Genomic DNA, 26,442 nt, shown 5'->3' on the forward strand with positions numbered 1-26,442 from the left:
GACGTGACTGAGGTGATGGGTTACGCCCCCGTTCTGGTCGGGATGGGTCTGGCTGGCATCGCCGTGTGGGCGCTGGTGTGGGTGGTCCGCTACTTGCGGGCCGACGCCATGACTCGGCAGTCCATCCGGCAGGCCGTTCGGGTTCGGCGGACCTGGAAGCGGCTCGCGCAGATGCTGAACCTGTCGGCCACGGACAAGATGCCGACCGCCATGGCATCGCTGGCGAACACGGACGGCAAACCGATCAAGCCGCGCGTCCTGGTACCGGCCCTGAAAGTCACGCATGACGCGTACGGGGTGATCGCGCGGGCGGGCTGCCTGCCGGGCGTCGGCCTAGCGGAGTTCCAGAAGGCTGCCCCTTACCTGGCGGACGCCTGGCGTATGACCCGTGTGTCAGCGCTGCCGGGGGACAGGCCCGGACAGGTCGTGTTGCGCGGGGTGCGCGTGGACCCGCTGATCACGCCGACCATTCACGTGCCCACCGGACGCCCTCCGGAGGAGTACGCGAAGTGGGAGCTGGGGGTGGACGAGTACGGCATGCCCGTCTTCGTGCCCCTCAAGGAAGTGCCCGGAGTGGCGGTCGGCGGGCTGCCGGGCTTCGGGAAGACCTCGTGCGTGAACCGGCTGGTGTGTGACTGGGCGCCCTCGCCGGCCGTTCAGTTCGCCTTCTTCGACGGGAAGGTCTCCCACGCCTACGAGGGCGACTACGCCGACCTCGTGCACCGGGCGTTCGCGTTCTGCGGGGACGACCTGGAGGAAGCAAACAAATTGTTCAAGGAGCTGGTGGAGCTGCGCCGCGCCCGCTCCGCGAGTATCCGCAGCGTGCTGGGCAGGAAGAACATGTGGCACGTCGGCCCCTCGGCTGACTGGCCGCTGGTCGTCATCGTCATCGACGAGGCCCACACCTACTTCCGTGACCACAAGGGATCCGACCCGGTCACGAAGCGGCTGGCCGCGCTCGCGGCGGACAACGCCCGCCTCGTCGAGGACCTGGTGAAGAAGGGACGATCGGTCGGCTTCCTGACCCTGCTGACCACGCAGAAGACCACCGGGGACGCCATCCCCACCTTCATCCGCGATGTCTGCCCGGTCGGCCTGTCCTTCGCCCAAAAGACCGCTGACGCCGCCGTGGCCGCCCTCGGCGACGACATCCGGGAGTGGCCCGACGCGAGCCCGGTCAACCTTCAGGACCCCGCGTACGTGGGTGTCGCGGTCATGTCCCAGCACGGGCGCCCCGGCTTCATCCGCATCCGCACTCCCTACGTCGCCGACGAAGACGCCGCCCGCGTCGCCGCAGAAACCTGCCACCTGGTGCGCCACCCGGCCCAGCTCCTGGAGGACCTGACCGGACGGGACGTCGTGGACCTCACCAAGGACGCCCCCGAGCCCCCCGCCGTGGCGGCCTGACATGCGCCGCGTCATGAGGATCTACGTCCGGCACATGCGCAAGGCGATCACCGCCGGGGACCTCGACCGCGCCGGTCGGATCGGCATCGCCGCGTACCGCGTCGCCAACACCCACGAACGCCGCCCACCTGACCGGTCTCGCCCCGAAGCCCTGACCCGCCCCCACCCAGCTTCCCACCGACACCGCGAAAGGAGGTGAACTCCCCATGAGTGAGGACCGGATCACCCAGCGCACCGTGACCGTGGTCATGGGCATCATCGCCCTCCTGGCGTTCGTCTTCTCCTTCGGCAACGTCTGGGCCCTGGCCCTGCGCCTGGGCGTCCCCGCCCCCATCGCGCCGCTCATCGCCCCCATGGTCGACCTGTCCGTGGTCGGGCTCCTGGTGGCCCTGCGCTACCTCTCCCTGCGCGGCGTCCCACCCGAGCAGATGAAGGCGGCCACCCGGCTGATGCACGTATCCGGCCTACTGACCCTGGCCCTCAACATCGCCGAACCCGTCGTCGCCGGACACTACGGCCGCGCCGCCATCGACGCCGTGGCCCCCCTGCTCCTCCTCGGCTGGGGAGCGGTCGGCCCGCAGCTTCTCCGCTCGTTCCACGCGGCCGCCACCCATGCAGCCGAACCGGCGCCCGCCACCGAGACGGAAGCGGCCCAAGAGCCTGCCCCGGCCCCCGCCGAGCCCGCGCACGTCGCGGCAACTGCCCCGCCCGTCTCGCCGGTACCGACCCCGGCCCCGGTCGCTCCGCTCACTGCTCCGGCCGCGCCTGCGGTCAAGGTCCCCGAACCGCTGCTCACCGAAGCACGGTCCATCGCGGCATCGCACCACGCCGAGCACGGAGAAGCGATCACTCCGGCCCAGCTCAAGATGCGGCTCGGCATCGGCCTGCCCATGGCCACCGCCCTGCACGCCGCCCTGTAGAGCCGCGCTCTCCCCCGCCGGCCTTTCGGCACTTCCCACCCTCGCCCACTTCTGAGCCCGACCTGCCATGCCTGCGGGCAGCAGCCCGAGCGCTGATCGCTGCTGCCCGCAGGTCCCACCCTCATGCCAGAAGGGAGACCCCGCCACCCATGCGCCGCCCCCTCGACCTGCGCCACGTCATCAGCCCCAGCCTGCGGGACCTGATCGAACTGGCCAACACCCACGACTTCGACCGCGTCAACGAACAGGTCCGTGACCTGCACGGCTGCACCAACCCCGTCAACCTCCACGGCTGGACCGTCACCACCGACCAGTTCACCAAGGAAGTGGTCCGCTCCTATCGCTCCGAGGACGAACCCTCCGGGCGTCTCCTCACCACGTGCGGCAACCGGCGCTCCTCCCGCTGCCCCGCTTGCTCACGCGTCTACGCCGCCGACACCTACCACCTCATCAAGGCCGGACTCTCCGGTGGCAAGAGCGTCGCCGAAACCGTCCGGGACCACCCCCGCGCCTTCGTCACCCTCACCGCCCCTTCCTTCGGCCCCGTCCACAACCGCAAGACCGACAGCACGGGCAAACTCCGCCCCTGCGGTTGCGGCTCCCAACACCCCGAGAACGACCCGGTGTTGGGTACCCCGCTCAACCCGGGCTCCTACGACTACACCGGCGCCGTGCTCTGGAACGCCCACGCCGGACAGCTCTGGGCACGCTTCACCACCTACCTGCGCCGCGCCCTGGCCGAACACCTCGGCATGACGCAGAAGGCCCTCAACACCGCCCTCCGCGTCTCCTTCGCCAAGGTCGCCGAGTACCAGAAGCGCGGCCTGGTCCACTTCCACGCGGTGATCCGCTTCGACGGACCCGACGGCCACACCACCCCGCCCCCACTCTGGGCCACCTTCGACGCCCTGAGCGCCGCCGTGGGCCTGGCGATCGAGCGTGCCCGGCTCACCATCGCCTCCGACGCCATCGGCGAACGCGTCATCGCCTGGGGCGGCCGGTACAAGGTCGACCCCATCAAGGCCCTGGGCGACGGCGAACTCACCGACACCCGCGTTGCCGAGTACACAGACGCCAAGGTCGCCGGATACGTCGCCAAGTACGCCACGAAGAACGCCGAAGGGGCGGGCACCGTAGACCGCACTCTGATGTGCCGCCCCTGCTCCGGACGCGGCTACGTGCGCGGCCCGGACGGATTCCACGACCGGTGTGACGACTGCGACGGCACCGGACAGGCCGAACCCATCAAGGCTCTGCCCATCCAGCAGCACGTACGCCAGATGATCCGCACCGCATGGGACCTGGGCCACCTGCCGGAGTTCGCCGACCTCAAGCTCTGGAAGTGGGCTCACATGCTCGGCTTCCGCGGCCACTTCTCCACCAAGTCCCGGGCCTACTCCACCACCCTCGGCGCTCTCCGCGACGTACGCCGAGCCTGGCGACTGGCCCAGGCCGAAGCCGCCCGCGCCCGCGCTGGCCTCCCCGCCACCGACGAGAACACCACCCTCGTCACCTCCTCTTCGTGGACCTACCTCAGCACCGGCTACCGCCCTGGCGAGGAACTCCTCGCGGCCCAGGTCCGCCACGACATAGCTCACACCGCACGCCTCAAGCACGAAGGGCTGGTGCCTGCATGACGACCGCCGTGCTCACCGTGGACCAGGTCGCCGAGCGTCTCGGCATCAGCCGGTGGAAGGTCCACGACCTGATCCGCTCGCGTGAACTCGCCTCCTTCAAGATCGGCCGCTGCCGCCGTATCAGCGAATCCGCCGTGCATACCTACATATCCCTCCAGACCGAACAGGAAGCTGCCTGATGGCCGCCAAACCGAAGAAGAACCCGAACAACGAGGGCACCATCTACGAGCGCAAGGACGGCCGTTGGGAGGGCAGCGCGTACATCCTGACCACGGACGGCACGTACAAGCGGCGCAGCGTCTACGGCAAGACCTGGGACGAGGCGCACGAGAAGCTGACCAAGCTCAAGGCGGACTCCCTCAACGGCCTGCCGGTCGCCACCAGCAAGATGACCATCGCCGAGTACCTGACGTACTGGCTGACGAACGTCGTCAAGGGCAGGGTCCGCAGGACGACCTACGTCAACTACGAGTCCCTCGTCCGCAACTACATCACCCCGGAGTTCGGCAAGAAGAAGCTGGTCCGGCTCACCGCTCGCGACATCCGCGCCTTCCTCGCGAAGACGGCGGTCACCTGCCAGTGCTGCGCACAGGGCAAGGACAAGAAGCGGCCGGAGCACAAGCGGCGTTGCTGCGCCCTTCGGAAGTGCTGCAAGAAGCTCCCCTCTGACCGGACCGTGCGCTTCCTGCTGGTGATCCTGCGTGCTGCTCTACAGCACGCCGTACGTGAGGACGAGTTGCCGCGCAACGTGGCCCGGAACGTGGAGCTGAGCATGGGAACGAAGCGCGAGATCGAACCGCTCACCGCCAAGGAGGGGCGTCAGCTCCTGGCGGCGGCGCGGGACAACCGGCTGTGGGCCGCGTACGAACTGGCGGTCCGCATCGGCCTCCGGCGCGGTGAGCTGCTGGGCCTGCGCTGGTCGGACGTTGACCTTCACGAAGGCGTGCTCACTGTTCGGCAAGCCCTACAGCGCGTCGGCGGTGAGCTGCTGATCGTCGCGCCGAAGACGCAGCGCTCCGCCCGTCGTGTGGCCCTACCCGCCGAGTGCGTGACGGCGCTCCGTGCCCAGCGCGCGCAGCAGATCGCCGACCGGAAAGCGGCTGGTGCCAACTGGAAGGGGACGGGTCAGGGCCTCGTCTTCACCACCAAGAACGGGACCCCCATCGAGCCGCGCAACCTGAACCGCTCCTTCGAGGTGCTCTGCGCCCGCGCCGGCGTCCGCAAGGTCCGCTTTCATGACCTGCGCCATACCTGCGCCTCGCTCCTCCACGAACAGGGCGCCGACGCCCGCATGATCATGGAAGTCCTCGGCCACAGCTCGATCCGAGTGACCATGGACATCTACACCTTCGTTCGACTCGACTCCCAGCGCTCTGCCTTCGACCGCGTCGGCGACGCGCTGAGGGGTGACGGCAACGATCCGGACGACGATGACGGCGCAGCCGGTGTCTCGGTAGCCGTCTGATCGGCCCCGAATCCGGTTGCCGTCAAACACTGCCGTCAAGGCATAAAGCAGGGGCCCTGTGGATCACTCCACAGGGCCCCTGGCCTGCTGTGCACTCGGCAGGATTCGAACCTGCAACCTTCTGATCCGTAGGCGCGCTACTCCCGGAAGGGCGGCCCGCCGACCAGCCATTCAGCGCCGCCGACCTACCGCGATGCGCCCGGATCGGTCCGTGAGTGTGCGCCGTTGTACGTGGCTGTTGATGTCAGGCGTTGATGTCAAACAGCCTGCCCTTATCGATGGTCAAAGCACCTTTGGCGGTGTGTCAGCCCTTTTGGTGCGGCACTTCAACAAGCCTGCCCACGTGGTCGCGCTGCTCGTCGTAGGGGCCAACGGGCAATAGATCATGTGGCAACGCCATCTCACCCGCCGGACGTTGGGCTAGCCAGCCCGAGAGCCTGTGAGATGGCGCCTCAGTACGCACGTGCTTGAATCCCAACCGCTCGTAGTAGGCGTGCAGCCCCGTGTTCGTGCGCCACGTGTCGATGCGCACCCAGGTTCGACCCTCAAGCGCAGCAAGGCGGGACATCCAGTCGATGACCCGTGTACCGAGGTGCCGGCCGGACGCTTCGCGCGCGACCATCAGCTTGTACAAGTACAGCGCTGACTCTGGGCGATCGGTGTCCGTCCAGAAGTCCCGGTCAACGGGTCCACGACTCACGGTCGCAAGCACCGTGTCCTGCTCGTTCACGACGACCCATGCCCGCCCCTCATCTATGCTGGCGCGCCATTTGGCGATGGCTCGTTCGCCCGTCTCCGGGTCGCTCCACTGGTCCGTGCCCTTGGTGCGCAACCACCCTTCCGCCTCCGTTCGCAGGGCCGTAAGAGCGGGTACGTCCTCCGCCGCTGCGGGGCGGAGGTACTCAGTCCGTGCTGACTTCATAGAGGATCTTGTGCCTGTCTCCGGGGAGGATGGTGACCATGCAGCGGAGGGGCTGGCCGTCCGCGTCATAGCCCGTTCGGGTGTGCTCTGCGACTGGTGTTGCGGCAGGTAGACCAAGCAACTCAGCCTCCTGTCGAGTCGGCATGCGCACTGAGATTTCGTCCACGTACTTGGCTTGCACGAGTCCGACGGACGCCAGAATGCCGCCGGGCGCTGAGACGTCCCGGGGCTCCATCAAAGGCGTCCCGCTCACAAGCTCTTGAGGAAAGTACGAGTCAGCGAGGGCGTAGGGCCGGTTGTCTATGTACCGGATGCGCTTCCGAGCCACGGCCAAACCGTCTGCGGGGAGTTCGAGACACTCGCGCACGTGGGCAGGTGGCTCCACGATCGACACCGTGATGTCTTGGCGTGGGGCGTTGCCGTTCTCCGCAATCACACTCGCCCACTGGTCGCCGGCGGTTCGCCCTTCAACCGCAGTGGCATGGCGACTTCGGCTTTCCAGCGTCGTCCAGTTCCACACGACGGGCGGGTAGTCCTCACGGACGTACTTCCCCTGTCCCTGCCCGGTGACGACCAGCCCCTCCTCAACCAAGAGGCGCACGCCGGCGCGGATGGTCTCGCGGCTGTAGCCGTACTGACTCATCATCTTCGATTCGCTGGGGAGTGCCTCGCCCCCACTCAGCGCCCCGGACAGGATCTGTTCCCGCAGGTCATAGGCGACTTCCTGAGACTTCGTCATACCGCGTCGCACTGACAAGACTTCCCCTCTGCTCCGACTCCTCCGTACAAGTTAGACCAGGGGGCTTGACTCTCCAAGTCAGACTCATGCAATCTTTTGCCACGGCACTCCTCCAGACAAGTCGGACGGGGTGTCACGTACGGCACTGCCGTACAGGTGTGCCCGGAGGAAAGCCCGCAGGGGTGAGTACGAAGGAAGCACTCGTTACTTGAGAACTCAACAGCGTGCCGGGGAGGCCGTCCCTCCCCTGCCAGCAAGAGGACGGATGCGTACGGGTGCAACCCGCACGCGACTGCACGACCAGCCTCCGCAGCGCTTCGCTGCGGCCGGTTGCCTCCGCTGCACGTCTCGCACGTGCAGCGCTGAGGGGAGCCGGATGTTCCGACTTCAACGGCGCGCGGCCCCGGGTGGCTAGACCCGGGACCGCTGTCGGGCCGTTCCTTCGTGAGAGGAACCAAGACCCATGAAGCACATCGGTGCTGCTCAGGTGGTTGTTACCGCCGACGTTTTCGACCGTGAGCCAACGCTCGCGGAGCTGGACGTGATCGAGTTGGAGTCCCCCGTCATCCTGGCGGAGGTCGAGTTGCTCAACGCGCAGATCAAAACCCTCGACCGCCCCGCGAACGAGGTGGACACCCGCCGGATCCGCCGGGCCCGTAACCGGGTGCTCGCCGCGCGGCGGGACCTGGTCAACCGCATGGCCGGCGTGATGCTGCCGGGTGGTGCGGCGTGAGCACGATGACCGCGCAGATGTCGAGTGACGGCGGGCCGTGGCGTCTGTACGTCGTCCTGTACGGGGAGACCGAGTGGCCCACGTTCCGGTGGGAGCTCCCGGGGCCGGTGCCGACCGGTGCGGAGCGCCGCGCGGTGCTCGACCTGCTCGGCTACGAGGTGGCGCCCGGTGCGGCGTGGTCGTGGTCGGAGGACAGCCGCGACCCCGACGACGACGCGACGGCGACGATCCTGATCGCCGCCGTCGGCGTCCGCCCCATCTCCGAGGGGCGGTGACCGCGTGAACGCCAAGACCGTTCTTCCCGCCGTCGCGATGACGGCGGTGTCCATGGTGCTGACCCTGGCCGTGGTTGTGATGTGGCTGGGCACGGCGATGCCGTGGCCCGTCGCGCTGGTCGTCGGTCTGGGCATCGACGGCGGATGGCTCGCCACGCTCGCCTATGAGCGCCGGTTGGCCGCGCAGGGCGATCACAGCCACGGCGTGACCGCCGTCGGTTGGAGCTTCGGCCTGATCGCGACCGGCGTCCTGGTCGCCCACGCCCTCACCGCCGAAGAGTCCACCGGGGCGTGGCTAGCCGTCGCGTGGCTCCCGGTCGCGGCCAAGGCCCTGTGGCTCGTACACGGACTGTGGGAGCGCACCGCACTCACCCCCAGCGCCCTCGGGGCGATCCGGGGAATCCTGCAAGAGGCCCGCGACGAGGCGGCCGTGGCCCGTGCCCGACTGCGGGCGGACGCGACCACCGAGGAGACGCGGCTGACGGCCGTGACGGCGGCCGGCGCGCGCGTCGCCCGCGTCCAGGCCAGGACCGCCGCCACCCTCGCCGGGGCGTGGTCGACGCTGGAATCGGCGCGGCAGGGCGAGGACACCGGCAGGGCGCTGACCAGCGTGACGACCCCCGTCACACCCGGCGTCACAGCCCGCTGGGAACTGCCCGTCTGGGGCCCCAGCGACCCCGTCACCACCGCCCTGGACAGCGCCCCGGCCCTCACCGACGACGCCCTCGACACACTCGTCGACCAGATCCGTCACAGCCGCACACCCCCGCTGTCCTACCGGGAGATGGCCACCCGCTTCCGCACCGCCGGCCACTCCGCCTCCGAAGTCCGCCTCCGCGCCGCCTGGAAGCGAGTGGCCGAACGCCCCGCGACGGAGGCCACCCCATGACCGTCATCGGTCGCCGTCTGCGGCATGACCGCACGGATGCCCCCGTCTCCTCGTTCTCGCCCGGGAGTGCCTGACATGGGTAACGCCGACATCCGTCGTCTGGACCGGGAGATCCTGGCCACGACGAAGAAGCTGGAAGCCGTCCGCAGGGGCGAGTGGTGGCCGCTGAACGGCAGCGAGCGCCGGGCCATGGCCCGCGCCCTGGCCGGCGGTTCCTACCAGATCGCCCGGGGCCGCAGCGCCGGCCGCGCCGAACGCCGCATGGACACCACCACGGAAGCCATCGAACTGCGGCTCACCGCCGAACTCACCGCCCTCCAGAGCGAGCGGCAGCGGCTCATGAACGAGACCGCGAAGACCAAGGCCGCCAAGAAGGCGTCCGGCTGGTTCTGACCAGCCTGATTCTGCGCCGAGGTGGCCGGGACTTTCCACGGACACGGCCACCTCGGCTCCCTCAACTCCCGCCCTCTTCATTGCGAGGGGCAGTCAGGAGCACTTCAGCATGCCCGAGAACGTGGTTCCCCTCCACAAGGACACCGCGCTTCCGGCCGCACCGGCCGAAGCCGTCACCACCCTGACCATCGTCCCCGACCCCGCACCAACCGCCCCCGTTCCGCTCTGGGTGCGCTCCGGGCGGGCGGTGAAGACCGCCGCCACGCACGAACGGACCCGCGCCGGGGCACGGGCCGCAATCCGGCACAGCCTCTACACGCTCAACGGGGGCCGGATCGTGGCCCGCCGGGCATGGGACGGCCGTACCGGCTCCCGGTACGAACGCATGATCCGGGCGGCGGAGGCCGCGGGGAATCTGGAGGCGGCGCAGGAGTGGGAGGAGCGGTTGCAGCGCTTCCGTGCCGCCCGTCACCACCGCCGTATGGACCTCCTCCACTCCCCCGTGGAAGCCGCCAGGGGTGCGGCTGTAGGCGCCGGGATGAGCGCCGGGGTCCTGGTCGCCCTCGGCGTCGTCATGGCCCTGAACACCGGCCGCGTCGGGGACGTGGTCACGCCTTTGTCGGCGACGGTCGAGTTCATCGCCCTGCTCATCACCATCGTCACCGTCGTCTGGGGCCCCCTCGTCACGATCGGCCCGTTCCTGGCCCTCCTCGCCCTCTGGTCGGTCGGCCGCAAGCAGCACGCCGCCCCCACCTGGGCCCTCCCCGCGAAGGTGCGTAACAGCGAGGGGGAGCCGATCACGCCGTCGATCGTGGTCAAGGCGCTGCGGGATCTGGGCCTGACGCCGCTGAAGAACGCCATCAAGGCGATGGGCGACGCCGGGGCGTCCATGCTGTCGCCGATCACCATTGCCGGATGCGGCGTGGAAGTCGACGTGACCCTTCCCTCGGGGGTGGCCACGGACGAGGTGCAAAAGCGGCGCAAGAAGCTTGCGGAGAACCTCAACCGGCATGAGCACGAGGTGTTCATCACCATCCCGGAAGCCGCCCGCACCGTGCGGCTCTGGATCGCGGACTCCGGGGCTCTGGACGAGCCGATCGGCCCGTCCCCGCTGGTCACCGATGACACGGTCATCGCGAACTACCGGACCGGACGGGCCCCGTGGGGACAGGATCTGCGCGGGGACGCCGCCACGCTGAGCCTGTATCAGCGCCACCTCCTGATCACCGGACTGTCGAACCAGGGCAAGACCGCCGCTCTGCGCTCGCTCGCGTTGTGGGCGTCGCTGGACCGGCGGGTTGAGTTCCGGATCGCCGACCTCAAGGGCGCCGGCGACTGGGCCATGTTCGACGGGCTGGCCACCGTGCTCATCCAGGGCCCGACCGATGAGCACGTGATCGAGGCGACCGAGATGGTTGAGGGCCTTGTCGAGGAGATGAACCGCCGTATCGCGCAGCGGCAGTCCGACCCGGCCATGGTGTTCGAACCGCTGATCGGCATCGTGGACGAAGCGCAGGTGGCGTTCATGTGCCCGGCCGTGGACGACGAGAAGCGCCCCTACGGCGGCGCCAAAGCCATCTCCCGGTACTTCATGGCGGTGCGCAAGGTCCACAACCAGGGGCGTGTGGTCGACGTGCTCATGTACGAGGGGACGCAGGACCCCACCGACCAGAACCTTCCCAAGCTCGTCCGGGAGGGAGCCCACACCCGGGCCTCCCTCGCGCTGGGCACCGAGGCGCAGTCCGTCATGGCACTCGGCGAGAAGGCCGTCAACGGCGGCGCCGCCCCGCACCTGCTCCGCCAGGGACTCGACAAGGGAACCCTCGTCGTCGCCTCCGACGGCATCGAGATCCCCAAGGGCCAGTCGTCCATCACCGTGCGCACCCACTTCATCGGCGACGACGACGCCAAGGCCATCACCGACCGCGCCAAGGCCCTGCGCAACGGCGTCACCACCCTCCACACCGTCAAGCGCGACGAGCCGCGTGACCCGCTCGCCGACATCCTCACCGTCCTCGGCGACGAGAAGCGGGTGTTCACCCAGGACGTCATCAAGCGGCTCGCGCTGCTCAGCGAGGACACCTACGGCCGCTGGTCGTTCGGCGACCTCACCCGCGTCCTGGACGCGGCCGGCATCGAGCCGAAGAAGTCCCACGGCCGCATGGTCGTCCGCGCCGAAGACGTCACCCGCGCCCTCACCGAACGCGACACCGACGGTTCCGCTTCCACCTCCCAGTAGCGGGGAGGCGCACCCCCTCCGGCCGGGGAGGCGGGGAGAACTCCCCAACCGCCTCCCCACGCCGCCTCCCCCGCGTTGATCAGCGAAAACACCCGATCGGGGAGGCGGGGAGGCGTGCAGGTCAGCACCCCCGAAACCCCCCGCACAGCGCCTCCGGCAGGGGGTGTCCCTGCCTCCCCCGACAGCACCGGAAGGGATTCCGTATGCACTCCGACCCGCGCCCCGGCCCGCCCGGAATCATCGCGCCCCACGTGCCCGCCGACGCCTACCACCGCGCCGCCCGCACCGGCACCCCCGTGGTCGTCGTCGTCCACACCACCGACCCCGCCGGCCGCCCCCTCGGCCACTACCTCTACCCCATCGCCCTCGCCACCGCCGGCGCCATCGGCGTCACCGCCACCGTCGCCGCCCTCCTCGCCCTCCTCGACTTCGCCGTCCACACCGCCCTCAGCATCGCCGCCGCCACCGGCCCCATCACCATCGGCGGCATCAACCTCAAACTCCACCCCAAAAAGACCCCCTGACAACGCAAGAGCGGCCCCCGTCTCGCCAAAGTCCGGGGCCGCCCTGCCCAACCAGTCCGCAACAGACCGTTGGAGGTCCCCAGCATGACCCAACACACCCTGTTAGAGCGAGTCCTCCCGTCCGCTGTGCCTGCACCCGTGCTGGGAGCTCCGGGTGGAGGGATGCGGTTCTACCTCACCACCCACAAGCGCCATTGGCTGCGGCTGACTGACGTGCCGCTGTTCCTGAAGTCCGAACACTTCGACCGCGCCGTCAAGTGGGACGTGGCGCGCGGCCCGTACGCCATCGACTCCGGCGGGTTCATGGAGCTGAAGAACAAGGGCACCTGGACCCGCACCCCACGCCAATACGTCGACTCGCTGCGCCGCATCTGGGAGCACGTCGGCCCCTACGACTGGGCCGCCCAACAGGACTGGATGTGCGAAGAAGCCATCATCCACGGCGGCACCTTCAGCGGACAGCACTTCACCGGCACCCACCTGAGCATCGCCGAACACCAGCGCCGCACCGTCGCCAACTTCCTCGAACTGCGCTCCATCGCCCCCGACCTGCGCATCGCTCCCGTCCTGCAAGGCCGCAGCATCCCGGAGTACGAGCAGTGCGTGGAACTGTTCGAGAACGCCGGAGTCGACCTGCGGCGTGAGCCGGTGGTCGGACTGGGCTCGGTATGCCGGTTGCAGTCCACACGCGAAGGCGCCGCCATCGTCACCGCCATGGCCGCCCACGGCTTCAACCTGCACGGCTTCGGCTTCAAAACCCTCGGCCTGGAACGCGTCGGCCACCTGCTCGCCTCCGCCGACTCCGCCGCCTGGAGCTCCCACGCCCGCTACCGTCCACCGCTGCCCGGCCACACCCACAAGAACTGCGCCAACTGCATCGACTACGCCCTCAAGTGGCGCGAGCGCGTCATCCACTCGATCCCCACCCATCGGCAGACGCTGTCCACCGACAGGAGCGCGGCATGAACCAGTCCACCAACATCACCCGGCGTGCCTCCGCCCGACGGCCCCGCTTGCTGGACCTGTTCTGCTGCGCCGGCGGCGCAGCCGTGGGCTACGCCCGCGCCGGATTCCAGGTCGACGGATGCGACATCGCCGACCGACGGAACTACCCCGTCCACCGCCACCAGGGTGACGCGCTCGTCTACCTCGCACGGAACAAGACGGGGGTGGCCGCATGAGCGACCTGCCTTCCATCGATCTCCCCGGTCTGGGCCTGCTTGCCCACGCCATGGCCGCCGCCGAACGCGGCTGGCCCGTCTTCCCCCTACGCCCCGGCGACAAGCGGCCCGCCGGCCACGCCGAGCGAAGGTGCCCCGGCACCGGCCGGTGCACGGACGGGCACCGCACCCCGGAGCAGCGGGCCACCACCGACCCCGACCTCCTTGTCGCCGCGTGGACCCACGCCCCCTACAACATCGGCATCGCCACCGGCCCCTCCGGGCTGCTCGTGGTCGACCTGGACACGCTCAAGGACAACGACGAGAAAGGAACACCTGACGGCGTCACCTCCTTTGAGGCGCTCTGCGAGCGCGCCGGGCACGCCGTCCCCCTCACCCACCGGGTCCGGACCGCACGCGGCGGCATGCACCTGTACTTCACCCAGCCCGACGGCGCCCGCCTCCCGAACAGCGCCGGACGGCTCGGCAGGCACATCGACACCCGCGGCTGGGGCGGCTACGTCGTCGCCCCCGGCTCCCGCACCCCGCACGGCTCATACGAGATCCTCGACGGCCGTCCGCCCGTCCCGCTGCCCGACTGGCTCCACACCGCCCTCACCACCCCCACCACACCCGCCCGCACCTCGGCTCCGGCCGTGCTCACCGGCAAGGGGACCCGCGCCGCCGAAGTGGCGCTGGAGCGCGAGACCGCCACGGTCGCGGCAAGCCCGGAGGGCGGCAGGAACGCCCAGCTCCTGGCGTCCACCCGGGCAGTGGGGCGGTTCGTCGCATGGGGCGACATCCCCCGGCACGTGGCCGAACAGGCTTTTCAAGGGGCGGGGGAGGCGGCCGGACTCACCACGGCTGAGTGCCGCGCCACGATCCGCAGCGCACTGGACTGGTCCATCCGCACCGCCCGCCCCCGGCCCGCCGCCGCATGACCAGCCCAGAAACCTCCCCCTTGAAAAGCCCCCTCCACGCCCCGTACCAGCACCCGGCCGCCGTACCGGCCCCGCCACCGCCCGCCCCGGGCGCCGCAAAGAACGCCGCCGAAGGCGCCCCTTCCAGCCCTGACCCCCACCCGACCGACCACCGTCGCCCCGCCCCGGCACCCGCACGGAGGAACACCCGCATGCCCGAGCCCACCGACGGCGCCGCACTCCTCAACGACGTCGAAGCCTTCCACCGCCGCTTCAACGTCTTCCCCACCGAAGCCGCCTACGTCGCCGTCGCCTTGTGGGACGCCCACGCCCACCTGCTCGACTGCTTCGACTCCACCCCGCGTCTCGCCTTCCTGTCCCCGGAACCGGGATCGGGGAAGTCGCGCGCGCTGGAGATCGTGGAGACCCTCGTACCGCGTCCCATGGTCGCGGTGAACGCGTCCGCCGCCGCCCTGTTCCGGTCCGTGTCCGGGCCCGACGGACGACCCACGATCCTGTTCGACGAGATTGACACGATCTTCGGCCCGAAGGCGGGGGACAACGAGGAACTTCGCGGGTTCATCAACGCTGGTCACCGCCGCAAGGGCGTCACCTACCGGTGCGTGGGCGACAGCCAGACCGTGACCTCGTTCCCCTCGTTCACAGCCCTCGCCGTGGCCGGACTCGGCTCCCTCCCGGACACGATCCTCACCCGCTCCGTGATCATCCGCATGCGCCGGCGTGCCCGTAACGAGCACGTCGAACCCTTCCGCGCCGGCCAGCACGAGCCGGAAGGGAACGCCCTGCGCGACCGCCTAGCGGCATGGGCCGAACACGCCCGTGGGTTCGTCATGGGAGCGTGGCCCGAGATGCCCGAGGGCGTCACCGACCGCCCTGCGGACGTGTGGGAACCCCTGCTCGCCGTCGCCGACGCCGTCGGGGGCGAATGGCCCGACCGGGCGCGAAAGGCGTGCGTGGCCCTGGTCAAGGCATCGCAGGCCAATGACAAGGGCAGTCTCGGAATCCGGCTGCTCACCGACCTGCGCGACCACGTGATGATCGGTATCGACCGCCTTCCCACCGTCGCCATCCTGGACCGACTGAACGCCCTGGACGACGCCCCATGGGCCGACCTGGGCGGCCGGCCGCTCGACAACCGGCGCCTGTCCAAGATGCTCGGCGAGTACATGACGGCGGACAACGAGCCGATCACCTCCCGCAACATCCGAACCAGCGGCGGCATCCTCAAAGGCTTCTACGCCGACGACCTCACCGACGCATGGGCCCGCTACTGCCCGCCCCCGCCCCGCCCGTGAGAAGCGCTACATCCGCTACAGCCGCTACGCCCCAGGTCACAGGCCCTGAACCTGTAGCGGCAATCCCCCGATGTAGCGGCTACGGCCCCGTACCCACCAGACGCCGTAGCCGCTACATCGCCGCCATCCGCTACACAAAACACCCCCTCTGACCTGCGGTGTAGCGGATGTAGCGGATGTAGCGGACCCCTGAGAGGCCCCCGAAGGACCGTCCCGGAGGAGTCACCGCGTGAGCACCGCCATGCCCCCGAGCCACCAGGCGCTCAAGGTCCCCGAGGTCATGTCCGCCCTGCGACTCAGCCGCAGCAAGGTCTACGACCTCATTCGCTCGAAACAGCTCGAAAGCTTCACGTCCGGCCGCGCTCGCCGCGTCCCGGTCGACGCCGTACGCCAGTACATGCGGAACCGCATTGAGGAGACCGACTGATGGCCCAGCGCGCCAACGGCGAAGGAACGATCACGAAGCGTGCGGACGGCCGGTATCACGCCGCCGCATACGTGTACCGCCCCGACGGGACCCGCACCCGAAAGTTCGTCTACGGCAAGACCCGCAAGGAAGTAGCCGAGAAACTCACGGAGTTGCTGGAGAAGACTCGTCAGGGCATCCCGGCCGCAGAGTCCACGATGGCGTTCGGCGACTACCTCACCTACTGGCTCGCCACGATCGCGCCGCAGCGACTCAAGCCGTCCACGCTCAACAGCTACGAGGGTCTGACCCGCCTGTACATCCGCCCCGCCCTCGGTAAGAAGCGCCTGAACCGGCTGTCGCCGGCGGACGTGCGCCGGTTCCTGGCGGAGTTCAAGGACTCGTGCCTGTGCTGCCTCCGGGGTGCGGACGCCGAGCGCCCGAAGGAGAAGCGCTCGTGCTGCGCCGTAGGCCGCTGCTGCAAGCGTCGCCCGTCGGCCCGAACCGTCCAGTACATCCACGCCGTCCTTCGATCCTCGCTTCAACAGGCGATCCGGGAAGAGCTGATCGCCCGGAACGTCGCGCGGATCGTGGAGACCCCCACCGTCACCCGCAAGGAGGTGCGTCCCCTGGACGTCGCCGAGGCTCGCCTCATGCTCAAGACCGCCCGCTCCCACCGCCTGTACGCCCTGTGGCTGTTGCTCGTGTCGACGGGCCTGCGGAGGGGCGAGGCGCTCGCCCTCACGTGGGCGGACGTCGACCTCACGAACGGTCAGCTCCGTGTCCGCCGGAACGTGCAGCGCATCCGGCGTGAGCTGATCTTCGGCAGTCCCAAGACCATGCGCTCCATTCGTACGGTGTCCCTCCCGAAGCACTGCATGCGCGCGCTCGCGCAGCACCGAGCACAGCAAGAGCGGGAACGCATGGTCGCGGGAAAGAAGTGGCAGCCTGCCCCGGGGCACCCGGACGGGCTGATCTTCACGACGACGACCGGGCGCGTCACGGACCCCCGCAGCCTGAACCGGATGCTCACCATCCTGTGCCGGGACGCCGGCGTACGGCGCGTGCGCGTGCACGACCTCCGACACACGTGCGCCTCACTCCTGCTCGCGCAGGGCGTTGACGCTCGCACGATCATGGAGACCCTCGGGCACAGCACGATCACGATGACGCTCGACACCTACGCGCACGTGATGAGCACGACGCTCAAGGCCGCCGCCGATCGGATGGATGACGCCCTCGGTCTGGACGAGTCGGAAGAGGAATCCAGCGGCGAGCAGGGGCCGGACACCGACGAGTGATCGGCACTTCCGGCCGCGTTGATGTCAGCCGTTGATGTCAAAGGCCCCCCGGAATGATCCCGGGGGGCCTTTGACCAGTGTGCACTCGGCAGGATTCGAACCTGCAACCTTCTGATCCGTAGTCAGATGCTCTATCCGTTAAGCTACGAGTGCTTGTGTTATTCGGTTTTCCCGCCGCCTCCCGGCCCTTTCGGCCCGTTCCGGCGACAGGAAGAACATTACATGACTGCCGCCGTCATGTGAAATCCATTGGCCACACCCCTTGTGACCTGCGAAAACGCCCTGTGCGAGGGGAACGACGAAGCCCCGGCCGGGGCCGGGGCTTCGGTGGTGCGGAGGCGGAGGGATTTGAACCCTCGATGGGGGGTAAACCCCAAACCGCATTAGCAGTGCGGCGCCATAGACCGGACTAGGCGACGCCTCCTCACACGCACCCCCGCGTGCGAGCGCGAGCGGTGTGTGCAGATGATGTCACAGACGAGCGCCGTGTCACCAATCGGCCCCCACGGTACTAGGCAGGCGGCCCGCAGGGCAAAGCCCTTCGCGCGCGGCACCGCAACGTCCCGGGGGCCGGCGCGTTAGGCAGGGCATGAAGCAGGTCACCCGCATCCTCGGTGCCGCCGCCGCGTCCGCCGCCGGCCTCGCCGCGCTGTGCGCCGCACCCCCGGCCGCCGCCGCACCCCCGGCCGCCGCCGCACCCCCGGCCACCACCGCACCCCCGGCCGCCGTAGCGCCCCCCGACGGCCGTCCCGCCGCGCTCACCACCCCCGCGGCACCGGCCGCATCCGCCGTCCTCACCACACCCGCCCGCGTCCCCGCCCGCGCGGGCGACCGGCTCACCGTCACCGTCCGGCACGCCGGTGCCGGGGCCGACGGGACGTACGTGCTGTTCTGCCACCCCGCCCGGGGGACCCACCCGGACCCGGCGGGGGCCTGCGACGCGCTGGACCGGGGCACCCGGTGGGGGCGGGACGCCTTCGCCCCGGTCCCGGAGGGCGCCATGTGCACCATGCAGTACGGCGGACCGGCCACCGCGCGGGTCACCGGGACCTGGGCCGGGCGGCCCGTCGACGCGGTCTTCCGACGCGGCGACGGCTGCGAGATCGAGCGCTGGGACCGGATGGTGCCGCTGCTGCCCCAACCCGGCTCACCCGTACGGCCGTAGTGGGATCCGGTCACACGTTCTACGTCATCTCCTCGTGCGACCTCCCTCTCATCGCGCACCGCCTCCCGACCCTCAGCGCTTAGACTCCCTCGCGTGACAGGCCGGGGGCCCCTTGGCAAGATGGCCGGGCGGTCGGCCGGCGCGGTAACAGGAGGGAAGCGTCTCGTGAGCAGCAGGCCATCCCGAGGCGCTGCTCGCCTCGCAGCCATACTGGACGCTCTGCCGGACGCGTTGGTCCTGGTCAACGCGAACGGCACCGTCGTCAACGCCAACAGCATCGCGCTGGAGGCGTTCGAGACGCCCGGTACGGCACTCGTCGGGCGCGGGCTGCTGGATCTGCTGCCGCACTTCGACTCGCGGCTGATCCCCGGGTCGATGCGGCGCCCCGGCCACGCCGACCCCCGGGCGAGGACCAAGCCGACGCGGATGGTGGCCCGGCGCACCGACGGCGCCGAGTTCCCCGTCGAGGTGGCCAGCGCCAACCTGGAGAACGGCCAGCAGGCCTACGACGCCCACGGCTACACCGGCGACGAACTGCTGATGCTCGTCGTGCGCGACCTGACCGGGACCATCGACACCGAGGCCGAGCTGGCGCGCTCGCAGCGGCAGACGGAGATGATCCTGCGGGCCGCCGCCGAGGGCGTCGTCGGCACCGACACCGACGGGCGGATCGTCCTGGTCAACCCGGCGGCCGCGCAGATCCTCGGCTACCGGGCCAGCGACCTCGGCGGCCGGGAGCTGCACACCCTCGTACTGCACTCCCGCGCCGACGGCTCCCCTTTCCCGTACGACGAGTCGCCGCTCGCCGACACCCTGCGCTCCGGGCGCAAGCACCGGGTGCGCGGGCAGGTGCTGTTCGCCAAGAACGGCGACCAGGTGTCCGTCGACCTGACCACCGCGCCCGTCCGCGACGGCGACCAGCTCGTCGGCGCCGTGATGACCTTCACCGACCGGCGGCCCTACGAGTCGCTGCTGGAGGAGAGGGAGAGCGCCGAGAAGGCCCACGCCGAGGACCGGGAGCGGCTCGCGGAGGAGCACGCCGCCGAGCTGACCGCCCTGCGGCAGCGGCACGTGCGCGAGCTGGAGGAGCTGGAGGAGCAGCAGGCCGAGCGGCTCGCCGCCGACGAGGAGCGGTACGCCGCCCTCGGCGAGCGGGAGAAGGACCGCTACGAGGCGCTCGCGGCCCGGCACGAGCAGTTGCTGACGCTGCTGGGGACGTCCCTGCGCGGTCCGCTGGAGGAGCTGCGCCGTGAGCTGGCCGCGCTCGCCTCGGACGACGCCGGACAGCTCTGGCCCGAGGCCAACCAGGTGCTCCACCACCTGACGGCCGGCTATTCGCGCATCACCACCCTCATCGACAACGTCCTCGGCTACCAGCGGCTCGACACCGGCGCCGAGGGCGTCAGCCGGACCAAGGCGATGCTCGACGCGGTCGTCACCGCCGGGGTCGACGGGGCCGTCGAGCTGATCGGGCCCGGCCGGGTGCAGTTCGCGGTGCACGCGCCGCCCATCGAGGCCGAGGTCGATCCCCGGCTGCTGGCCACCGCCCTGGCGCACCTCGTCGCGGACGTCGCGGGCGTCGACGCGACCGGCAACACGCCGCTGTCCGCGGCCGGCGGCTACCTCGACAACACGGTCGTGGTGGCGGCGGCGCAGCGCGGCGAGGTCGTACGGATCGAGGTGCGCGGGCCGTACGCGGGCGGGGACCCGGTGCACGAGCCGATCGTGCGCGGGATCGTCCGGGCGCACGGCGGCGTGCTGCAGACGCACGAGGTGCCGGGGATGAGCGGCAGCGCGTACGTACTGGAGGTGCCCATCGGGGGCGGGGCCGGGGCGGTTCCCGTCGCGGCCGCGGCCCCCGGTGCGGTACCGGTCCCGGACGCGCCCGCCGGGGACGCGCCGGGCCCGGAGGCGGCTCCCGGGGACGCGGAGGGCATCGGGGCCACCGGTCCCGCCGACGCCCTCGCCGGTCACGAGGCGGACGCCGCCGTCGGAGGCACCGCCCCGGACGCCGGGCCCGCCACCGTGGGCGGGCGGCGGCGGGCCCGGCGCGGCTCCACCGACGCCTTCCTGGAGAGCGGGGCCGCGCCGCACCCCGGCGACGACGGCGAGGGAACCGACGGGGCCGAGGACAGCGCGCCGACCGGACGCCGCAGGCGGCGCGCGGCAGCGGCGCCGGGGCCGGCCGCGCCGGTCCCCGCGCAGACCCCCCAGAACACCCAGAGCACCCAGACCGTGCAGGCCGCGCCGGGCGACCCCAGCGGCGGCACCGGGCGCAGGCGCGGCCGTCCCGCCGAGATCCCGGGCGCAGGGGAGGGCACCGCGCCGCAGGGCGCGCCCACCGGCGTGTCCGAGGGCGCCGTCGTCACGGCCGCCGAGCACGCCGCGGGGGCCGCGGCCTCCCGCACCGGCCTGGGCGCGGCCGTGCCGCCGCACGGCGTGCCGGTGGCACCGCAGGGCATGCCGGTGGCACCGCAGGGGCTGCCCCCCGCGTCGGCGCAGCCGAGCCTTCCCCCCGTGTCCTCGCAGGGCGCGTCACCGCAGGACGCGTCCGTGCCCGGCGGGCGGCGTGCCCGGCGGGCGGACGGGGAGCGGCACGCCCTGCCCCCGGCACTGCCCGCGCACTCCGCCGACGAGGTCGTTCCGGACGGGTCCGGGCAGCCCACCGGGCGGCGGCGCCGCGCGCTGGCCTCCGCGAACAAGCGGGCGGCGGCGCAGGAGGCGGCGCCGCGCCAGGTGTTCGCGCTGCCGCCCGCCGAGGCGGACCGCCCGGCCGACCCGACCGGGGCCGGGGCGGCGGACGCCGGGGCGATGGCGGCCGACACGACCGCCGGGGCCCCCGGGGACCCCGGCGCCGTCGGCGTTGCCGGTGGCCCCGGGGTCCCCGGTGGCCCCGCGGTCCCCGGTGGCCCCGGGGTTCCCACGGCCGCCGGGGCCGTGCCGCCCGGGGGACTGCCCACCGGCCGGGTCCGGCTGCCCGAGCAGCCCGCGCCGGGCGCGGCCCGTCGCGCGGGAGCCCACCCGGGCGCCGCCGTGTCCCACCCCGCCGCCGGGGCCCAGGACGACGGACGGCACGACGCCGCCCCGCACGACCGGGCCGACGACCACACCCCGCCGCAGCCGCACCCCACCGAGACGCCGACCGGACGGCGCCGCCGGGCCGTCCCCACGCAGCCGGACGGTCAGGACGCCTCCGCCGGGGCCGCCGGGCCGCTGCCGGGCGCTCCGCTGCCGATGCCGGGGGCGCCCGTAGCTCCCGTGGACCCGGGGACTCCCGTACCGCCGGGGGCGCCCGGTGCGCCCGGTGCCCCCGTGGCCGCGCGGGGCACGACCGCGCACGCCGTGGCGCAGCCGCCGCAGGGGGGCGCACCCGCAGCACCCCCCGTGTCCCCCGCAGCCCCCGCGCCCGGCGACCCCGCCGCGTCCGCCGCCCCCGGGGCCACCCCGCCCCACGGGCACGCCGCTCCCACCGCGCCCCCCGAGGGCACCCTCCCGCCCGCCGGGAGCACCCCGCCGCCCGCGCAGCTCCCGCCCGAGCACGGCCACGCCGCGGACCGTGCGACCGTCGGCGGCCAGGGCCTCCCGGCGCCGCGGCCGTGGCCCGGCACCGGTGACACGACATCGGGCGCGGCCACCCCCGTGCCGCCCGCCGCCCCGGCTCCTGGCGCGCCCCTCCCCACCCCGAGCCAGGGCACCCCGCTGCCGCCCGAGGCGCCGCGCGCGGCGCAGCCGCTGCCCGCCGAGACCGGGGCGCCGGTGGACCCGGACTCGACGCAGGGCCGGGCGTTCAGCGTGCGCACCCTGGGCCAGGGCGTGCCGTTCTCCCGGCAGGCCGCGCAGGTCCAGCAGCAGACGGCCCCCGCACCGCGTCCGGCGGTCACCCCCGCCCCTCAGCAGCCGAACAACGGCTCGGGCCGCCGCCGCAAGCTCGGCACCCCGCCCGACCCGGCCGCCGGACGCCCGGAGCAGGGCGCCCGCCCGCACCCGTCGGCCGAGCAGCCGCCGCTCGCCGCGTCCCCGGGAACCCAGCCGCAGCCCCAGGCCCCGGAGCCGGGCGACGGCCAGGCCAGGCCCGTACCGGGCACCGAGGGCGTGGGCCGGTCGTACGCCATAGGCGCGCCCGACCGGAACGCGGCCGAGGGCCCCGAGCCGCTCGACGGTCCCGGCGGTGCCGTGGAGGTGGCGGATCCGCCGCGTCCGCAGCCGATGGACGACGAGCTGCCGCCCGAGCCGCTGGACAACCCGCGCCGGCTGCTGGTGTGGCCCGCGCCCGACGTCTCCACGCAGCAGGCGCTCAGCGACCGGGGCTACCGTCCCGTCATCGTGCACTCGCGCGAGGAGGTGGACGCGCAGATCGCGGCGTTCCCGGCGGCGCTGTTCGTGGACCCGCTGACCGGGCCGATCACCCGTACCGCGCTGCAGTCGCTGCGCCAGGCGGCGGTCGCCGCCGAGGTGCCCGTCCTGGTCACGGCCGGGCTCGGGCAGGCGTCGCGCGACGCGGCGTACGGCGCCGATCCCGCCGTCCTGCTCAAGGCGCTGGCGCCGCGCGACAGCGAACAGCACCCGCCCCGGGTCCTGCTGATCGAGGAGCACACGGAGATCGCGCTGGCGCTGACCGCGACACTGGAGCGGCGCGGGATGCAGGTGGCGCGGGCGGCGGGCGACGCCGACGCGGTGGCGCTGGCCGGGCAGTTCCGGCCGAACCTCGTCGTCATGGACCTGATGCGGGTGCACCGGCGGCAGGCCGGGATCGTGGACTGGCTGCGCGCGAACGGGCGGCTCAACCGCACCCCGCTGGTCGTCTACACCGCCGCCGTCGACCCGGCGGACCTACCGCGGCTGGCGTCGGGCGAGACCGTGCTGTTCCTGGCGGAGCGCTCCACCAGCGGCGAGGTGCAGTCCCGGATCGTGGAACTGCTGTCGCGGATCGGCACGAACTAGGGTCGCCTACCGGCGGGGGCGGGGCGGGTCCGGTGGGAACGCCGGGCCCGCCCCGCGCCGGTTCGGGGGCCGGCTCGGGGCCACCCCGCACCGGTTCGGGGCCACCCCCGCCGCCGCGAGCGCGTCCGTCCCACGGGGGGGCCGGTCCGGGTGGGTTCCGGTTCAGAGCCGTTCCGGTCCGGGCGGTACACATGCGGTGGCTCGTCGGCGGATGCTCGGGCACACGGCTCCGGCGGTGCGCGGACATCGGCGACAGCAACACCATCCGGCGGAGCACACCCCCCGGCGCCTACCGGCCCGCAACGGCCCCGGACCAGCACCGAGCGTATGGGGCGTACGCGGCGCTGTACGGACGCATGCGCGGAGCCGTACGAGGGCGCTGTACGAGAGCGCTGTACGAGTGCTCGTGGAGCCGTGCGAGGGTGTCGCGCGGGGAAGGGGTGCACGGTGTGCGCGCGGCGACGTGAGGGGCCTGCGGGAGGGGGCCTGGACCCGGCCGTACCGGTTCGTTCCCGGCCGCACCGGGTCGTGCACGGGCGGCATGCGATGAGGTACGGCGCGCCGGGCATCCCGGGGCCGTCCACGGACCCCCGGCAGGCTCCGTGCGGGACCGCTCAGCGGAGGACGACGGGTACGGCGGCCCCTCTCCCGGCCGGGAGGACGGTGCGGCTCACCGCCGCTCCCCAGGGCCGGTCGCCCCGCGGCGGTCCCGTCGCCGGATCAGGAACGCGGCCAGGAGCGCTCCGACTATCAGCGGTCCGGCCACCCAGCGGGCCAGGTCCGACGCCCGGCCCGGTTCGCCGCCCCCCATCACGGCCACCGTTTCGGCGGTGAGGGAGATCCCCAGCACCAGATAGCCGAGCCCCCAGGCACGGACCACCCGGATCGGGCCCCGGATCATCTCCGGCAGCGCGTGCGGCCGGAACAGGGCCGAGACGCCCAGCACGCCGCAGCCCACCCCCATGACCAGGGTGAACACGTCCATGGCCGTACCGAATGCCCCTGCCACCGCCCGAGCACCCCCTCTGTCCGCGCTCCCGGCGGCCCCCACGATGCCATGCGGCGGGACGCCGACCGGGGCGGGGTGGGCGACGCCGCCCCTCCGGGCCGCCGGGAGCGGAGACCGGCGCGGGCCGGCGCCGCGGGGTGCCGCGGGGTGCCGGCCCGGGGCGAAGCGGGCGCCACGGCCCGGTCCGCGCCGGGGGCGGGCGCCGGGGCCGGGCCGGGCCGGGGAGCGAGCGGGCGCCCGGCGCGGGGCGGAGCCGGAGGCGAGCGGGCGCCTGGGAGGGGTCGCGGGAGGGGGTACGGGCCGGAGCCGGGTCAGAGCCGGGTCACGTCCAGCTCCCCGTCCGCGTACCGCTTGCGCAGCACCTTCTTGTCGAACTTGCCGACGCTGGTCTTCGGGACCCCCTCGATGATCGTCCAGCGCTCCGGGAGCTGCCACTTGGCGATGCCGCACCGCTCCTCCAGGAAGGCGCTCAGGGAGGCGAAGTCGGCCGCGGCGCCCTCCTTGAGGACCACGGTGGCCAGCGGGCGCTCGCCCCACCTGTCGTCGGGGACGGCGACGACCGCGGCCTCGGCGACGACCGGGTGGGACATCAGGGCGTTCTCCAGCTCCACGGAGGAGATCCACTCGCCGCCGGACTTGATGACGTCCTTGGCGCGGTCGGTGAGGGTGAGGAAGCCGTCGGGGGAGATGGTGCCGACGTCGCCGGTCTTCAGCCAGCCGTCCTCGCTGAACTTGTCGTCGGGGCGCAGCGGCGGGGCGTCGGGACCGTTGTAGTAGGACCCGGCGATCCAGTTGCCGCGGACCTCCAGCTCGCCGGTGGACTCGCCGTCCCAGGGCAGGCGTTCGCCGCCGGGGCCGGTGAGACGGGCCTCGACACCGGCCGGGAAGCGGCCCTGGGTGACGCGGTAGCCGAACTCCTCGTCGGTGCCCAGGGAGTGGGCGGGCGCGTGGGAGATGGTGCCGAGCGGGGAGGTCTCGGTCATGCCCCAGGCGTGGCAGACCGGGGCGCCCAGCTTGTCGAAGGCCTGCATCAGCGACGGCGGACAGGCCGAGCCGCCGATGATCACCCGGTTGAGGGAGGAGATGTCCCGCGGCCGGGCGGTGAGTTCGGCGAGCAGTCCCTGCCAGATGGTGGGGACCGCGGCGGCGTGCGTGGGCCGCACGCTCTCGATCATCTCGGCCAGCGGGGCGGGCTGGAGGAAGCGGTCGGGCATCAGCATGTTGACGCCGGACATGAAGGTGGCGTGCGGCAGCCCCCACGCGTTGACGTGGAACTGGGGGACCACGACGAGGGAGGTGTCCCGGTCGGTGAGGCCCATCGCCTCGGCCATGACGATCTGCATGGAGTGCAGGTAGACGGAGCGGTGGCTGTAGACCACGCCCTTGGGGTCGCCGGTGGTGCCGGAGGTGTAGCACATGGCGGCGGCGGCGCGTTCGTCCAGCTCGGGCCAGTCGTAGCTGGTCGGGCGGCCCGCGATCAGCTCCTCGTACTCGTGCACCCGGACGGCGGCGCCGTCGAGGAGGGAGCGGTCGCCCGGTCCCGCGACGACGACGTGCTCGACGGTGCCGAGGCGCGGCAGCAGGGGCGCGAGCAGCGGGAGCAGGGAGCCGTTGACGATGACGACGCGGTCGGCGGCGTGGTTGACGATCCAGACGAGCTGCTCGGGCGGGAGGCGCAGGTTGAGCGTGTGCAGCACGGCGCCCATCGAGGGGACGGCGAAGTACGCCTCGACATGCTCGGCGTTGTTCCAGGCCAGGGTCGCCACACGGTCGTCGCCGCGGATGCCGAGGGTGTCGCGCAGGGCGTGCGCCAGTTGCGCGGCGCGGGCGCCGATCTCGGCGAAGGAGCGGCGGTGCGGTTCCCCCTCGCCGGTCCAGGTGATCACCTGGGAGGTGCCGTGCACCGTGGACCCGTGGGTCAGGATTCTCGATATCAGCAGCGGTACGTCCTGCATCGTGCTCAGCACGGTGTCCTCCCGGGGCGACATTGCCTACGCGGCGGTAAGGGGTGCGCTGATTCTGCGCACATACCGGGCGGTATGTCACTAGGGGAAGGGAACGATCTTCCGGAGGCGCCCCTC

At 71.9% G+C, this 26,442-nt stretch carries 23 protein-coding genes, 2 tRNA genes and 1 pseudogene; 20 read left to right on the forward strand and 6 right to left on the reverse strand.

Features of this window, described 5'->3' with window-relative positions; all coding sequences use genetic code 11:
* Window positions 1–3: 3 nt before the first annotated feature.
* From GTY84_RS28225 to GTY84_RS28250, 6 genes are all read left to right on the forward strand, one after another.
* Entirely contained in the window at window positions 4–1,407 is a 1,404-nt protein-coding gene (locus tag GTY84_RS28225) for an FtsK/SpoIIIE domain-containing protein (RefSeq protein ID WP_345943549.1), read from the forward strand.
* Window positions 1,408–1,420: 13 nt separating this feature from the next.
* On the forward strand, window positions 1,421–1,606 hold the full coding sequence (locus GTY84_RS28230; RefSeq protein WP_161229237.1) for a hypothetical protein: 186 nt from the start codon (window positions 1,421–1,423) through the stop codon (window positions 1,604–1,606).
* A gap of 7 nt (window positions 1,607–1,613) precedes the next feature.
* Window positions 1,614–2,327, forward strand: a complete 714-nt coding sequence (locus tag GTY84_RS28235; RefSeq protein WP_161229238.1) for a DUF2637 domain-containing protein — start codon at window positions 1,614–1,616, stop codon at window positions 2,325–2,327.
* Between the two features lie 149 nt (window positions 2,328–2,476).
* Entirely contained in the window at window positions 2,477–3,964 is a 1,488-nt protein-coding gene (locus GTY84_RS28240; RefSeq protein ID WP_161229239.1) for a replication initiator, read from the forward strand.
* Window positions 3,961–4,143, forward strand: coding sequence for a helix-turn-helix domain-containing protein (locus tag GTY84_RS28245; protein WP_161229240.1), 183 nt, complete (start codon window positions 3,961–3,963; stop codon window positions 4,141–4,143). Before GTY84_RS28240 ends, GTY84_RS28245 begins: the two co-directional genes overlap by 4 nt.
* Window positions 4,143–5,429: a tyrosine-type recombinase/integrase gene (locus GTY84_RS28250; RefSeq protein ID WP_161229241.1), complete on the forward strand. Its 1,287-nt coding sequence runs from the start codon at window positions 4,143–4,145 to the stop codon at window positions 5,427–5,429. Before GTY84_RS28245 ends, GTY84_RS28250 begins: the two co-directional genes overlap by 1 nt.
* Window positions 5,430–5,733: 304 nt before the next feature.
* Here GTY84_RS28250 and GTY84_RS28255 read toward each other — a convergent pair whose 3' ends face one another.
* Together GTY84_RS28255 and GTY84_RS28260 are read right to left on the reverse strand one after the other, a co-directional pair.
* On the reverse strand, window positions 5,734–6,420 hold the full coding sequence (locus tag GTY84_RS28255) for a GNAT family N-acetyltransferase (protein WP_345943547.1): 687 nt from the start codon (window positions 6,418–6,420) through the stop codon (window positions 5,734–5,736).
* The gene (locus tag GTY84_RS28260; RefSeq protein ID WP_161229242.1) at window positions 6,332–7,090 is read right to left on the reverse strand and encodes a GntR family transcriptional regulator; all 759 of its coding nucleotides are present in this window, start codon (window positions 7,088–7,090) and stop codon (window positions 6,332–6,334) included. Before GTY84_RS28260 ends, GTY84_RS28255 begins: the two co-directional genes overlap by 89 nt.
* A gap of 463 nt (window positions 7,091–7,553) precedes the next feature.
* Here GTY84_RS28260 and GTY84_RS28265 point away from each other — a divergent pair, with 463 nt between their 5' ends.
* The 12 genes and pseudogenes from GTY84_RS28265 to GTY84_RS28320 all read left to right on the forward strand — a co-directional run bounded on the left by GTY84_RS28265 (window position 7,554) and on the right by GTY84_RS28320 (window position 17,246).
* Window positions 7,554–7,823, forward strand: coding sequence for a DUF6284 family protein (locus GTY84_RS28265; RefSeq protein ID WP_161229243.1), 270 nt, complete (start codon window positions 7,554–7,556; stop codon window positions 7,821–7,823).
* A gap of 5 nt (window positions 7,824–7,828) precedes the next feature.
* Window positions 7,829–8,098 carry a DUF6303 family protein gene (locus tag GTY84_RS28270; RefSeq protein ID WP_202551921.1) on the forward strand — a complete coding sequence of 90 codons (270 nt, stop codon included), beginning with the start codon at window positions 7,829–7,831 and terminating at the stop codon, window positions 8,096–8,098.
* Between the two features lie 4 nt (window positions 8,099–8,102).
* Complete coding sequence (locus GTY84_RS28275; RefSeq protein ID WP_161229245.1) at window positions 8,103–8,987, forward strand: protein spdB; 885 nt, start codon at window positions 8,103–8,105, stop codon at window positions 8,985–8,987.
* 75 nt (window positions 8,988–9,062) lie between these two features.
* Window positions 9,063–9,380 (forward strand): hypothetical protein, encoded by a 318-nt coding sequence (locus GTY84_RS28280; RefSeq protein WP_161229246.1) that lies wholly within the window; start codon window positions 9,063–9,065, stop codon window positions 9,378–9,380.
* A gap of 109 nt (window positions 9,381–9,489) precedes the next feature.
* Entirely contained in the window at window positions 9,490–11,619 is a 2,130-nt protein-coding gene (locus tag GTY84_RS28285; protein ID WP_161229247.1) for an ATP-binding protein, read from the forward strand.
* A 203-nt stretch (window positions 11,620–11,822) separates the two neighbouring features.
* A complete protein-coding gene (locus tag GTY84_RS28290; RefSeq protein WP_161229248.1) occupies window positions 11,823–12,143 on the forward strand; it encodes a hypothetical protein in 321 nt (106 codons plus the stop codon).
* Between the two features lie 162 nt (window positions 12,144–12,305).
* Window positions 12,306–13,109, forward strand: a complete 804-nt coding sequence (locus tag GTY84_RS28295; RefSeq protein ID WP_161229249.1) for a hypothetical protein — start codon at window positions 12,306–12,308, stop codon at window positions 13,107–13,109.
* Window positions 13,106–13,297 (forward strand): annotated as a pseudogene (locus GTY84_RS28300) (DNA methylase); the annotation flags it as partial. The gene GTY84_RS28295 and the pseudogene GTY84_RS28300, both read left to right, overlap by 4 nt.
* Window positions 13,298–13,320: 23 nt before the next feature.
* Entirely contained in the window at window positions 13,321–14,244 is a 924-nt protein-coding gene (locus GTY84_RS28305) for a bifunctional DNA primase/polymerase (RefSeq protein WP_161229250.1), read from the forward strand.
* 191 nt (window positions 14,245–14,435) lie between these two features.
* Entirely contained in the window at window positions 14,436–15,539 is a 1,104-nt protein-coding gene (locus GTY84_RS28310) for a DUF3631 domain-containing protein (protein ID WP_161229251.1), read from the forward strand.
* 229 nt (window positions 15,540–15,768) lie between these two features.
* Complete coding sequence (locus tag GTY84_RS28315; protein WP_161229252.1) at window positions 15,769–15,966, forward strand: helix-turn-helix domain-containing protein; 198 nt, start codon at window positions 15,769–15,771, stop codon at window positions 15,964–15,966.
* Window positions 15,966–17,246: a tyrosine-type recombinase/integrase gene (locus GTY84_RS28320; RefSeq protein WP_237532729.1), complete on the forward strand. Its 1,281-nt coding sequence runs from the start codon at window positions 15,966–15,968 to the stop codon at window positions 17,244–17,246. The genes GTY84_RS28315 and GTY84_RS28320 overlap by 1 nt, the downstream gene beginning before the upstream one ends.
* Before the next feature lie 80 nt (window positions 17,247–17,326).
* On the opposite strand, the gene GTY84_RS28325 is transcribed toward GTY84_RS28320, so the two are convergent.
* Window positions 17,327–17,399, reverse strand: a tRNA-Arg gene (locus GTY84_RS28325).
* A 180-nt stretch (window positions 17,400–17,579) separates the two neighbouring features.
* A tRNA-Ser gene (locus GTY84_RS28330) sits at window positions 17,580–17,670 on the reverse strand.
* A 165-nt stretch (window positions 17,671–17,835) separates the two neighbouring features.
* Here GTY84_RS28330 and GTY84_RS28335 point away from each other — a divergent pair.
* Window positions 17,836–18,411 (forward strand): SSI family serine proteinase inhibitor, encoded by a 576-nt coding sequence (locus GTY84_RS28335; RefSeq protein ID WP_161229253.1) that lies wholly within the window; start codon window positions 17,836–17,838, stop codon window positions 18,409–18,411.
* Between the two features lie 165 nt (window positions 18,412–18,576).
* The gene (locus GTY84_RS28340; protein WP_345943548.1) at window positions 18,577–23,352 is read left to right on the forward strand and encodes a PAS domain-containing protein; all 4,776 of its coding nucleotides are present in this window, start codon (window positions 18,577–18,579) and stop codon (window positions 23,350–23,352) included.
* A 670-nt stretch (window positions 23,353–24,022) separates the two neighbouring features.
* On the opposite strand, the gene GTY84_RS28345 is transcribed toward GTY84_RS28340, so the two are convergent.
* Window positions 24,023–24,337, reverse strand: a complete 315-nt coding sequence (locus GTY84_RS28345) for a hypothetical protein (protein WP_161229254.1) — start codon at window positions 24,335–24,337, stop codon at window positions 24,023–24,025.
* A 335-nt stretch (window positions 24,338–24,672) separates the two neighbouring features.
* On the reverse strand, window positions 24,673–26,349 hold the full coding sequence (locus GTY84_RS28350; protein WP_161229255.1) for a long-chain fatty acid--CoA ligase: 1,677 nt from the start codon (window positions 26,347–26,349) through the stop codon (window positions 24,673–24,675).
* Window positions 26,350–26,442 lie beyond the last annotated feature (93 nt).

The organism is Streptomyces sp. SID8352, from assembly GCF_009862265.1.
In the GTDB taxonomy this organism is placed as follows: Bacteria; Actinomycetota; Actinomycetes; order Streptomycetales; family Streptomycetaceae; genus Streptomyces.